Origin of the sequence: Saccharopolyspora shandongensis (assembly GCF_900106995.1) — a bacterium.
Taxonomy (GTDB): domain Bacteria; phylum Actinomycetota; class Actinomycetes; order Mycobacteriales; family Pseudonocardiaceae; genus Saccharopolyspora; species Saccharopolyspora shandongensis.
This window is the reverse complement of record NZ_FNOK01000036.1, coordinates 12,832-24,718: the sequence shown is the minus strand read 5'-3', so window position 1 is coordinate 24,718 and position 11,887 is coordinate 12,832. Positions and strand designations below refer to the sequence as shown.

8 protein-coding genes and 1 pseudogene are annotated in these 11,887 nt (G+C 72.8%); 2 read left to right on the top strand and 7 right to left on the bottom strand.

Features of this window, described 5'->3' with window-relative positions:
- Positions 1-111: 111 nt before the first annotated feature.
- From BLW84_RS29895 to BLW84_RS29870, 6 genes are all read right to left on the bottom strand, one after another.
- The gene (locus tag BLW84_RS29895) at positions 112-1,617 is read right to left on the bottom strand and encodes a PucR family transcriptional regulator (RefSeq protein ID WP_093271988.1); all 1,506 of its coding nucleotides are present in this window, start codon (positions 1,615-1,617) and stop codon (positions 112-114) included.
- Positions 1,614-2,693 (bottom strand): S-methyl thiohydantoin desulfurase family protein, encoded by a 1,080-nt coding sequence (locus BLW84_RS29890; RefSeq protein ID WP_093271984.1) that lies wholly within the window; start codon positions 2,691-2,693, stop codon positions 1,614-1,616. The genes BLW84_RS29895 and BLW84_RS29890 overlap by 4 nt, the downstream gene beginning before the upstream one ends.
- Before the next feature lie 95 nt (positions 2,694-2,788).
- Entirely contained in the window at positions 2,789-3,889 is a 1,101-nt protein-coding gene (locus BLW84_RS29885; RefSeq protein WP_093271981.1) for an S-methyl thiohydantoin desulfurase family protein, read from the bottom strand.
- Positions 3,886-4,956, bottom strand: a complete 1,071-nt coding sequence (locus tag BLW84_RS29880; protein WP_177226764.1) for an S-methyl thiohydantoin desulfurase family protein — start codon at positions 4,954-4,956, stop codon at positions 3,886-3,888. The genes BLW84_RS29885 and BLW84_RS29880 overlap by 4 nt, the downstream gene beginning before the upstream one ends.
- A 2-nt stretch (positions 4,957-4,958) precedes the next feature.
- A complete protein-coding gene (locus tag BLW84_RS29875; RefSeq protein ID WP_093271976.1) occupies positions 4,959-6,509 on the bottom strand; it encodes a hydantoinase/oxoprolinase N-terminal domain-containing protein in 1,551 nt (516 codons plus the stop codon).
- A 47-nt stretch (positions 6,510-6,556) separates the two neighbouring features.
- Entirely contained in the window at positions 6,557-7,885 is a 1,329-nt protein-coding gene (locus tag BLW84_RS29870; RefSeq protein ID WP_093271973.1) for a purine-cytosine permease family protein, read from the bottom strand.
- Positions 7,886-7,960: 75 nt separating this feature from the next.
- Here BLW84_RS29870 and BLW84_RS50420 point away from each other — a divergent pair.
- Positions 7,961-8,329, top strand: a pseudogene (locus tag BLW84_RS50420) (erythromycin esterase family protein); the annotation flags it as partial.
- A gap of 109 nt (positions 8,330-8,438) precedes the next feature.
- On the top strand, positions 8,439-10,706 hold the full coding sequence (locus BLW84_RS29860; protein WP_093271970.1) for a molybdopterin-dependent oxidoreductase: 2,268 nt from the start codon (positions 8,439-8,441) through the stop codon (positions 10,704-10,706).
- Positions 10,707-10,799: 93 nt separating this feature from the next.
- Here the strand turns inward: BLW84_RS29860 and BLW84_RS29855 are convergent, their stop codons facing one another.
- Positions 10,800-11,882 (bottom strand): peroxidase-related enzyme, encoded by a 1,083-nt coding sequence (locus tag BLW84_RS29855; RefSeq protein WP_143061152.1) that lies wholly within the window; start codon positions 11,880-11,882, stop codon positions 10,800-10,802.
- Positions 11,883-11,887: the final 5 nt, after the last annotated feature.

The following is an 11,887-nucleotide window of genomic DNA, read 5'->3' as shown; positions in this document are numbered from 1 at the left end:
GACCCGCGTGCGCCGACACGCGGACGACCGGAGGTGATGAGCCGGGCGCGGCCGGCGCAGGCTCGGGCACGGCCTTCACATCAGCCCGAAGGTGCTCACGAGTGACGGGGCCTAGCCCTCGGCGAGGGTGACCGCGCGGCAGGCCAGGTGCAGGGCCAGGCGCTCGTCGCGGTGGCTCAGGTCGACCGCGAGGAGGCGTTCGATCCGTTCGATGCGGGCCGCGACCGTGTTGCGGTGCACGCCGAGCACCGCCGCCGTCTCCGCGATCGACGACTCCGCGTCCAGGTAGGTCGCCAGGGTCCGGATCAGGTCGCCGGGTTGGCCGCGCAGCGGGGCGATGAGGGCGCGGGCCGCCGGTTCGAAGGTGTCCGTGCGGGTCCACTCCAGCAGCAGCTGGGCCATGCCGAGCTGGTCGACGTGCAGGAACCGGCCGGACTCCGGGCGGGTCCTGGCCATCCGCGCGGCGTCGGTGGCCTCGGCGATCGTCGTCGCCAGCCCGTCCGCCCGCGGGTGCGGGCGACCGACGCCCATGTGCGCGTCCAGCGTGCGCTGCAGCTCGTGGGTGGCGGCGCGCAGCTGGGCGGCCAGCGCTCGCACCCGGTCGGCCGTCGGCTCCTGGTCGAAGGTGACCCAGCCGGTCCAGCCGTCGCCGTGCTCGATCACCACCGCGTCGACGCCTTCGGCGTGCAGCACCCGCTCCACTTCCCGGCCGCGCGCAACCGTGTCCACTGTGGATTGGGTGCCGATCCGGATGCCGACGTGCCAGCCGCCGAGTCCCCAGCCCGCGTCCGCCGCGCGACGGCGCAGGTCGGCGGTCGGCTCGTCGTCCAGCCGCAGCAGGTCGCTCAGCAGCGCGGCCCGGGACCGGGCGTCGCGTTCGAGTTCGAGCCGGTTGGCGAGCAGCCAGCGCTGGACCGCCGCGGCGGCGACCGACAGAGCCGGCGGCACGATGTCGGCGCGCGCCGCGTTGGCGTCAGGGAGCTCGGTGGCCAGCCAGAGCGTCGGCCGAGCCGTGTCGGGGAGCAGCACCGGGTGCGCGAGCAGCACGCTGTAGTCGAGCTTGATGCGCTGCGGAACCGGCTCGTGCACGCGGACTTCGTTGATGTGGGGGAGTTTTCCGGCGAGCAGCGCGCCGCTGTCATCGAGCAACGCGACCGGCGCGTCCAGCAGCCCCGTCAACGTCGCGACGATCTCCTCGGGGGTGCGGATGCGCGAGCCGAGCGCCTCGTGGGTCGCCAGCACCAGGTCCGCGCGGTCGAGCGCGGGAGCCGCCAGCAGGAGCCGGGCGGAGATCAGCAGGTCGAGCGGCGATGCGGCCGCCGCCAGCAGCGGGATACCGAGCCGGTCGGCGAGCAGCCGGGTGGTTTCCAGCAACTCTCCGGCAGGCAGCAGCACGCCCGCGCCGCCGCCGTCGGCGACCCGGCGGAGCAGGGCGTCGATGCGCCAGTCGGTGGCCGGTATCGGCTGGACCAGCACGACGAGCTCGCCCGGCTCGACTGGACGGTCGGGCGCCATCGGCCGCGCCAGCCGCACGACGCGCTCGACGTCGCCCGCCAGCACGCCCACCGACTCGCGCCACTCCGGCAGTGCGAGCAGCCGGCGCACGCTGATGCTCATCGCCGCGCCTCCATCAGGATCGGATCGCAGTCGATGCCGAAGGCGCGCGGCTCCAGCACCGGCAGGCGCCGCGGATCGGTCCAGAACTCCGCGGCGGGCAGCTGCAGGACGGTGACCTCGACGCCTTGGCGGACGACGTCGCAGGCGATCGGCACGCCGGTGCGGCGATCGAGCACCGCGAGAACGTCCGGTGTGGACGCCACGGGCTCGCCGTCGCGCATCGCGAACAGGTACTCGTTCTCCATCTCCAGCCGCAGCAACGACCGGCTCCGGTGATCCAGGATCGTCGCGCTGCCGCGGGCGAACCCGGTCCGGCCGTGCTCGCCGGGGCCCGGCCGCCGCGACACCTCGACCACCCGGCCCAGCCCGATCACCCGCCCGCCGGTGGCCGCCGCCAGCTCCTCGGCACCGGATCGTTCGCCCACCGAAAGTGCTTGCCTGCCAAGGGAAACCGCGGAGCTCATGCTGCCGGTGATCGCGCACGACGGCAGCTCGCCTGCGGAGATCGGGGCTAGAGCGAGAACCGCCCAGCCGCCGGATCCGGCGAGGAAGGCGCGCGCGGTGCGCTCCAGCTCGGCGGCGGTCGCCTCGGCGAGCACCAGCACCTGCCCGCCGGGCTCGGCCAGCGCCGCGGGCGTCAGCCCCTTGCCCGCGGCGGCCACGGAGAGCTGGTTCAGCCGGGGCACGCCGCGCCCCGACAGATCGGCATCCGCCACCGGCAGACCCAGCCGCCCGCCGACGACCAGCGGCAGGACCCCGTTGAGCCCGCCGACCTCGATCGAGACCAACGCGTCCGCGCGCCGGGCGGTCCACCGCTCGATCGCGGCGATGGCCGCGCCGAACTCCGCCCCGCTGGGCAGCTTCTCGGCGAACACGGCGGTCGCGCCGACCACGCCGATCGGCACCACCTGCGCATCGGCGCCGAGCTCGCCGACCGGGGTGAGCGCCACCCGGTGACCGGCGGCGAGCCGGTTGCGCAGCAGCGCGGCGCCGGTGACGGTGTCGCCGCCGCCACCGGAGCCGAGCAGCGAAACGCCCCGCTCCAGCGCGGGCACGTCCGGCAGACCGATGCGCATGCCCCACAGCCTGCCCCACCAGCGAAGATCCAGCGCGGACGGCCCCGCCGTCACCCGGGCACCGGTCCATCCCCAGTTTCAATTGAAACTGGGGATCAGGGATCGACGAGGTCTTCCACGGGGCGGAAGTCGTAGGGGAGGCCGAAGGCCGCCGGGCCGAAGACCGCCAGGGCTTCCGGGGTTCGCATCAGGTCCGGGGTGGAGATGCCGATGACCGCGACCCGCTGGCCGTAGCGCAGGGTTTCGGTGGTGATCGGCTCCGCCTGCTCGGATTCCAGCACGCACACCAGGTCCGGCACCACGCACCGCACCTCGCCGTCGACCAGCGCCACCAGGTTCTCGTTCTGGAACTCCAGCTCCAGCTTGTGCTCGCCGTCGAAGGACGTCGCCGCCGCGCGCCCGCGGGCGAACCCGGCCTCGGTGCGCCGCTCCACGTCCGAGACCTTGCCCCGGAACAGCACCCGCAGGTTCCCGTACAGCGTGTCCGCCAGGACCTCGCCGAGGTGCGCGATCGGATCGCCGTTGCCCTCCCGCGCCTCGCGGATGGCCTTGCCGACGGTGTGCGCCAGGGTGAGCGTGCGCGGGATCGCGGTGCGCTTCACGTCCGCGCCGCTCATCGAGTACTCGGCGATGTGCGCGACGCCGCCCAGCCGGATGGTGATGCCGCGCGCCAGCCACTCCATCCGCTCGTTGTCGTCGCCGGCGTCGATCACCGCCGTCTCGCCGCGCTCCCCGGCCACCGCCATCGGCGAACCCGGCACGCCGTAGACCCCGAAGGTCTCCATCTGCAGTTCCGGGAACGCCCGGCCCATGCCGTCGGCGTCCACCACCGGCAGGCCGGTGCGCGCGGCCACCACCAGCGGGATCATCGAGTTGATCCCGCCGCACTCGATCGGCATGGTCGCGCTCGCCTCGGCGCCGAGGTAGGACTCCAGCGCGCGCAGCGCCGACACCGGCTCGGCGCCGCTGGGGATCTTCTCGTGCACCACCGTGGGCGCGCCCATCTGCGCCGTCGGGATCACCAGCGCATCATCGTCCACTTCGGACGGATCGAGCACCGTGATCGGCCCCGACTCGCGGATCGCCTGCTGCACTAGCAGGCGGCCCACGTACGGGTCGCCGCCGCCACCGGTGCCCAGCAGTGCCGCGCCGCGGGCCAGATCTTCGAGGTGCTCCTCGGTCAGCTGCCAGCTCACCGCGCGACCCCCACCGGGTCGATGTCGTAGCCGAAGTAGCGCGGCCCGGCCAGCTCCAGGCCGGCCGGGGTGTGCCAGCGCGGATCGGCTGGCGCGGCGATGACCGCGATCCGCTGGCCGAAGCGCAGCGCTTCGGTGGTGACGGCCTCGCCGGACTCCCGGTCCAGCGTGCAGATCAGATCCGGCACCGAGGCCAGGACGGCGCCGTCGCGCTCGGCGACCAGGTGCTCGTTCTGGAACCGCAGCACCAGTTCGCTGCCGCTGTCGGCGTCCATGCCGGTCAGCCGCGCGTCGCCGCGCGCGAAGCCCGAGACGGTGCGCCGCGAAACGTCGACGACCTTGCCGGTGAACAGCCGCCGCCCGCCCAGCCGCGCGACGACCGCGTCCGCCGGATCGGCGTGCTCGGCCTGCGCGGTGCGCACCAGGCGGCCCAGCTCGGCGCAGAGCGTCAGGGTGCCCGGCACCAGCGAGTCGCGGGCCTGCTGGCCGGTCATCGCGTACGTGCTGATCATCGCCGAGCAGCCCATGTCGATGGTGGCGCTGCGCGCCAGCCGCTCGGCCCAGTGGTTGTCCACCGTGTCCAGCACGCCGCGGTTGCCCTTCTCGTCGGCGATGGCCATCGGGGTGGCCTCGATGCCGTACAGCGTCGGCAGCACCATCTGGATCTCGGGGAACGCGCGCCCCATGCCGTCGCCGTCGATCAGCGGCAGGCCCAGCTGCGCGGCGGCGGCGACCGGGATCAGCGAGTTGACCCCGCCCGCCTCGGCGCACGCGATGTGCGTGAGCTCGCGGCCGAGGTAGTCGGCGAGGGTGCGGGCCGCCAGGCCGATCTGCTCGATCGACGGCAGCTTCTCGACCATCACGGTCGGCGCGCCCATCATCGCCACCGGCAGCACCGCGGCGTCCGTGGGTACTTCTTCCAGCGGCGTCAGGGAAACCGAGCCGTGCTCGCGCACCGAGGCGGCGGCCAGCAGCCGGCCGATGTGCGGGTCGCCGCCGCCACCGGTGCCCAGGATGGCAGCGCCGCGGGCGATGTCGTCCAGGTCGGACAGCGTGATCTCGCGCATGCTCACACCCCCAGTTGCAGGTCGCCGACGGCCTTCGCCCGGATCCGGGTCGCGTTGCCCGGCAGGTACGGGATCGGCACCTCGTCGAAGTCCACGATGTCCACTGTGGACGGACTCGCGCCCGCCGCCACCGCCCGGTCGATCGCTTCCTGCTTTGCCTCGTCGACCACCGACTCGCGGCGGCCCGGCTCGATCGCGTACACCCGGTCCACCTCGCCGCCGATCTGCGCGATCGCGGCCCCGATGGCGTTGGCCACCGCGTAGTTCTCCGGCCGGTGCACCTCGCCGGCGTCGCCGAGCTCGTCCGGCAGCAGCACCGAACCGCCGCCGACGGCGACCACCGGCAGCGGCTCCGCCGAGGTCCGCATCCGCTCGACCGCGTCGGCGTTGTCCGCGGCGATGCGCTCCAGCGCGGCCCGCACCAGGTCGCGGTCCAGGTGCTTGACCAGCTCCGGGTCGCCGATCTCGGCGCGCCCGGCCGCCACCGCGATGTCCGTCGCGGTCAGCGTGTCGCCGCCGAACACCAGCGCCTTCGAGGTCAGCCGGTAGCCCACCGACTCGGGCCCGACGGTCACCGCCGACGGCTCGCCGAGCACCAGGCTGCCGCCGCCGATGCCGATCGACAGCACGTCCGGCATCCGGAAGTTGGTGCGGATCCCGGCGACGCTGACCGCCGTGGTCGCCTCGCGGGGGAAGCCCTGGTTGAGCACGCCGACGTCGCTGGTCGTGCCGCCGACGTCGACCACCGCGCAGGTGTCCAGGCCGGAGAGCACGGCGGCGCCGCGCATCGAGTTCGTCGGGCCGGAGGCGAACGTCGCCACCGGGTAGCGGCGGGCGAAGTCGACGTCCATCAGGGTGCCGTCGTTCTGGCTCAGGTAGAGCGGGGCGGTGATGCCGGCGCCGGTCACCGACGCGGCCAGGCCGTCCACGATGTTGGCCGCGAGCTCGCGCAGCGCGGCGTTGATGACGGTGGCGTTCTCCCGCTCCAGCAGGCCGATCCGGCCGATCTCGTGGGACAGCGAGATCGCCACGTCCGGCAGCTCCGCGGCGATGAGCTCCGCTGCGCGCTGCTCGAATTCGTGGTTGACGGGCGAGAACACCGAGGTGATCGCGACGCTGCGGATGCCGTTGCGGCCCATGTCGTCGATGGCCTTGCGCAGCTCGGCCTCGTCGAGCTCGGCGATGTGCCTGCCGTCGAACTCGTGCCCGCCGTGGCACAGGTAGCTGCGCCCGGAAACGGCGTCCACCAGCCGCTGCGGCCAGTCCACCATCGGCGGCAGCGACGCGCCCGCGGGGAGGCTGAGCCGCACCGCGGCGGTCGGGGCGAGGCGGCGGGCCTCGACGAGGGCGTTGATGAAGTGCGTGGTGCCGATCATCACCGCCCGCACGCCGGCCGGATCGAAGGCGTGCTGCCGCTGGAGGCCGTCGATGGCCGCGACGATCCCGGAGGTGACATCGGTGGTGGTGCTCATCTTCACCGCGGCGAGCACCAAGGTGCCGTCCAGCAGGACGGCGTCGGTGTTGGTGCCGCCGACGTCAATGCCGATGCGCAAGTCGGAACTCCTTGTCTGGGTTGGTGTCGTGAGTGCTGAGTCCGGTTCTAACCGGCGTCAGCGCTCACGACCTCGGCGGTGGTACGGGTGCTGCCGACGCCGCGGACGAGGCCGAGCTTCCCGGCGACGACGTAGAGCACGAACGCGAGCACGAGCGAGTTGATGCTCGGCAGGCCGATCTCGACGAACCCGCCGACCAGCGAGGCGACCAGCCAGACGACCAGCGTGGCGGGCACCCAGTTCGGCGCGGAGGCCGGGATCTCGCCCAGCGCCCGCGACGCCTCCAGCTCGCCCCGCCAGCGCCGCACGATGAAGTACTCGGCGACCATGATCCCGCCGATCGGCGGGAACACCACGCCGAGCACGGTCAGGAAGCCGGTGAACTGGTCGAGGATGCCGACGGCCGCCAGCACGCTGCCGATCAGGCCGAACATCGCGGTCGCGACGCCGCGGTCGAGCCTCTTGCCGAAGACCGTGCCGACGAAGTTCACCAGGCCCAGCCCGGACGAGTACAGGTTCCAGTCGTTGATCTTCACGGTGCCGGCGACGACCACCAGGATGCCGACCCAGCCGACCGAGGAGGTGACGATGGTGGTGATGTCGGCGGACCGCACGGCGTGCGCGAGCAGGACCCCGGCCAGCCCGATCACGTACTCGCCGAGGGTGATGCCGACCAGCGTCTGCTTGACCACGTCGCCGACGGAGCGGTTGAAGCGGGTCATGTCCGGGGTGATCACCGCGCCGGTGATGAAACCGCCTGCCACCAGCGTTGTGCCCTCCAGCAGCGACAGCTGCGGGCCAGGTGGGGCGGAGGCCATCAGCGCGCCGATGTCGTGCTGCCAGAGCTCCACGCCGATCGACCAGCCGACCAGGACCAGGAAGGCCGGCACGGTCACGTAGGCGACCCAGGCCATCGAGCCGAACCCGCGCAGCACGACGGCGGTGACGATCAGCCCGAACACCAGCGCCCAACCCCATTCCGGCAGCCCGCCGACCAGCGCCACCAGGCCCTTGGCGGACACCGCCGACTGGATGCCGAACCAGCCGATCAGGCTGATCGCGATGGCCAGGCCGATCAGCGCGGACCCGGCGCGGCCGAAGCCGGTCCAGCGGGCCAGCATCGAGGTGGACAGGCCCTCGCGGGCGCCGATGATGCCGACGAAGATCGCGACGATCTCCAGGATCACCGCGCCGAGCGTCAGCGCGAGGAAGGCGTTCCAGAAGGTCATCCCGAAGCCGAGGGTGGCGCCGAGCAGGAACTGGCTGAGCGCGGACACCTGGCCGAACCGCTGCACCGCGACGGACCACCAGGAGTAGCGGGCGCCGGCGGGCACCCGGGTGAGCGCGTAGTCGTCGACCCCGACGGATGAGGCCATGGCGAGCTCCTTCGGATGGGCGTCGGTGTTAGCCGGTAACCGTAAGACCAGGTCAGCTCGTCGTCAGTGGGCTTAATGCACAGTCCAGATGGGCGCAAAGTGCCTCTTGCACAGTTCGTCTACAGGGGCGGCTTCGCGCACCTCGTCAACGGTGCGGCGCGCACGGTGTCGCCGGGCGCGATGACCCACCGCAACGCCGGCAGCTACCTGCGCGAACGCTTCGGCGACGGATACGTCCCCGTCGGGTTGACCTTCCACAGCGGCCACGAGGGGCCCGCACCGCCCGCGGACTTCGCCGAAGCCGTGCTCGCCGCCTACGTGCTCGACCTGCACGCCGATGCCCCGGCGGACGTGCGCGCCTTGCTCGCCGCCCCGACGCGGACGCGGCTGATCGGCCCGGACTACGACCCCGCCGACGACGCCTCCTACCACCTCTCCGGCGGGTCCCTGGCCGAATGGCTCTCCACGTCCGCGATGTCGGCGCCGCCCGCCTCCTCCGCTGATCCCGCCTACAGGGCTTCAGCGGAGGGCAGGTGTTTGCGACGATGCCGAGATGACCACGTATCGGCAGCAGAGCTCGCACTGGGGACTGTTCACCGCGGCCGGCACGCCGGACGGCCTGGACGTGATCGCCGACCCCGGCGACCCAGACCCGGCTCCACTGCTGCGCAACGTGCCCGCAGCGCTCGACGAACGGGTGCGCGTGCTCGCGCCGCACGTGCGGAAGGGCTGGCTGGAAGGCCGGGGCGTGCGCGGCCGGGACGAGTACGTGCAGGTCAGCTGGGCCGAGGCGGTCGAGCTCGCGGCGGGCGAGTTGGACCGGGTCCGCCGCACCCACGGCAACGAGGCGATCTACGGCGGCTCCTACGGCTGGGGCAGCGCGGGCCGGTTCCACCACGCGCAGAGCCAGATCCACCGGTTCCTGAACGTCATCGGCGGCTACACCCGCTCGGTGAACTCCTACAGCCTGGGCGCCGCCACGCCGCTGCTGCGGCACGTCGTGGGCAGCGAAGACCCGATCGGCCGCCCGACGGCGTGGCCGGTGCTGGCCGAGCACACCGAGCACTTCGTCTGCTTCGGCGGCATCGCGGCGAAGAACTCGCAGGTCAACTCGGGCGGCATCAGCCGGCATTCGGTCGCCGGGCACCTGCGCCGGGCGTGGGCGCGCGGCGCGCGGTTCACGCTGGTCGGCCCGCTGCGCGACGACCTCGCCGCGGAGCTCGACGCCGAGTGGCTGGCGCCGGTGCCGGGCACCGACGCCGCGCTGATGCTGGCGCTGTGCCACGTGCTGATCGAACGTGGTTGGCACGCCGAGGAATTCCTGCGCACGCACTGCGAGGGCTTCGAGGAGTTCTGGAAGTACTTATCCGGCGCGGCGGACGGCACCGCGAAGAGTCCACAGTGGGCGGAGGAGATCTGCGGCATCGACGCGGCGGCGATCGTCCGGCTCGCCGAGTCCATGGCGACGCGGCGGACGATGGTGACGCTGAGCTGGTCGCTGCAGCGCGCCCGCCACGGCGAGCAGCCGCTGTGGGCGGGCATCGCGCTGGCGTGCGTGCTCGGCCAGATCGGCCTGCCCGGTGGGGGATTCGGCCACGGTTACGGCTCGATGGCCGGCATCGGCGTGCGCCCGCTGCCGTACCGGTTGCCGAAGTTGCCGCAGGGCGTGAACCCGGTGCGCCAGTTCATCCCGGTCGCGCGCATCGCGGACATGCTGCTGAATCCGGGGCAGGAGTACGAGTACGACGGCGAGCGGCGCACTTACCCGGACATCAGGCTGGTGTACTGGGCCGGCGGGAACCCGTTCCACCACCACCAGGACCTGACGCGGCTCGCGGAGGCGTTCAACCGCCCCGAGGCGGTCATCGTGCACGACCCGTTCTGGACGGCGACGGCGCGGCACGCCGACATCGTGTTCCCGGCCACGACCACGCTGGAGCGCAACGACCTGGGCTGTGCCAGGGAGGATCGCGCGCTGGTCGCCATGCGCCAGGTGGTTCCGCCGCTCGGGGAGGCCCGGTCGGACTTCGAGATCTTCGCCGCCCTGGCCGACAAGCTCGGGCTGGCGCCGGAGTTCACCGAGGGCCGCGACGAGCGCGCCTGGCTGGAGCACATGTACGAGCAGTGGCGGCAGAACTTCGATCCGGGCCTGGACTTCGCGCAGTTCTGGGAGATCGGCCGGCTCGACCTGCCGGGGGAGCCGGACGACCAGGTCCTCTACGACCGGTTCCGCGCCGACCCGGTCGGCAACCCGCTGCCGACGCCGAGCGGGCGGATCGAGCTGTTCTCGCAGCGCATCGACTCCTTCGGCTACGCCGACTGCCCCGGCCACCCGGCCTGGCTGGTCCCGGAGGAGCTGCAGGTCCCGCCGGGATCGGGCGAGTTCCCGCTGTTCCTGGTCGCGAACAACCCGGCGACCCGCCTGCACAGCCAGCTCGACCACGGCGCGACCAGCGCGGATTCCAAGGTCCACGACCGGGAACCGATGCGCGTCCACCCCGCCGACGCGGCGGCGCGAGGACTGTCCACAGGGGATATCGCGCGGGTTGTGAGCGCCACGGGCAGCGCCCTCGCGGCGGTGCTGATCAGCGACGAGGTGCGACCCGGCGTGGTCCAGCTCTCGACCGGCGCCTGGTTCGACCCGAGCGCGCCCGAGGTCGCGACCTGCATCCACGGCAACCCGAACGCGGTGACGCGGGACATCGGAACTTCGAGCCTGGCCCAGGGCTGCACGGGCCAACTGACCCGGGTCGAGGTCCGGCGCCACGAGGATCCGCCGCCGCCCCTGCGCGCCTACGATCCGCCGGTCGAAACCGGCTGAGGCTCCGTTTCGCCTGGTAAACACCCGTGCGCGTTTTGTGTTGCGATAGCAGCACAAAACGCGCACGGGACCTGAACAGCGGAAACGAGGCTGTTATCGGGGTCGGGCGGCGTTGCCGAGGGTCATCAGCAGCCGGTTGTCCCAGGTGAACATCGCTGAGACCGCCACGAGGTCGCGGACGTCGTCGGCGCTGAGGCCGACGGCGTGCAGGCGGCGGATGTCGGCGGCGGACAGCGCCGCCGGAGTGGGGGCGAGGGCACCCGCGGTGTCGACGATGGCGCGCCGGCGCGGATCCGCCACCGCCGCCGGGCCCGCCTCCGCCAGCGCCACGGCAGTGACCTCGTCGCCCGACAACTGCACCTGGCGACGGCCGTGCACCCCGGCGCAGTACTCGCAGCCCGTGATCAGCGACGTGGCGAGCGCGGCCAGCTCGCGGTCGGCCGGGTCGAGGGCGCCGGCACCGCTCATGATCGCGTTGTGCAGCGCGGTGCGCTCCGCCAACACCTGCGGATCGTGCCGCAGCGTCAGGTAGAACTGCGTCCACTGCGCCCCGGCGGACTCCTCCGGCGCGTCCGCCGGCTCGACCCACGGAACCCAGCGCAGTGCCCGGAACGCCTCGGCGGGTGCGGGGAGTTCGCAGCCGTCGGCGGTGGCCCCGGCCTCGATGGTGTTCACCGGGCCGTCGGGAACCGGCCCGTCGCCGGCCTCCTCGACGAGCGACAACCCGAGCAGCAACCGGACCCGGTAGCTGACGTACGCGACGATCTGCGCCGCAGCCACCACCTGCGCGGAGCTGAACCCGTGCGCCCGCAGCGCGGTGATCTCGTCGAATCCCGCATCGGCCGGGTCCAGCGCGACCTGCTCGCAGTGCGCGAGCAGCGCTTGCAGCGCCTCCGGAAGCTCGGACCAGCGCTCGACGTCGAGGACCGCCTCGGCGGCGCCGTCCCCGGCCAGCGAATCGAGCTGTGCGGCCAGCTCGTCCGCGTACTCCTGGTGTTCGTTGACCAGCGCGACGCGCAGCGCGATCCGGGCCCGATCGGCGTGGCTGAGCACGGACTCGTCGGCCGGGCGCAGCACGGCGGCATCAACGCTCGCGGTCAACTCGCGCACGTCCGCCCGCAGCACGGCCAACGCCTCTTCGGTCCGGCTGACGCGCTCGCTGCCGACGATCGTCATAAGCA

Excerpts from the sequence above, each read along its gene's own strand:
- BLW84_RS29895 (WP_093271988.1), bottom strand. The coding sequence starts at position 1,617 with ATGAGCATCAGCGTGCGCCGGCTGCTCGCACTGCCGGAGTGGCGCGAG.
- BLW84_RS29890 (WP_093271984.1), bottom strand. The coding sequence starts at position 2,693 with ATGCGCATCGGTCTGCCGGACGTGCCCGCGCTGGAGCGGGGCGTTTCG.
- BLW84_RS29880 (WP_177226764.1), bottom strand. The coding sequence starts at position 4,956 with ATGCGCGAGATCACGCTGTCCGACCTGGACGACATCGCCCGCGGCGCT.
- BLW84_RS29870 (WP_093271973.1), bottom strand. The coding sequence starts at position 7,885 with ATGGCCTCATCCGTCGGGGTCGACGACTACGCGCTCACCCGGGTGCCC.
- BLW84_RS29860 (WP_093271970.1), top strand. The coding sequence starts at position 8,439 with ATGACCACGTATCGGCAGCAGAGCTCGCACTGGGGACTGTTCACCGCG.
- BLW84_RS29855 (WP_143061152.1), bottom strand. The coding sequence starts at position 11,882 with ATGACGATCGTCGGCAGCGAGCGCGTCAGCCGGACCGAAGAGGCGTTG.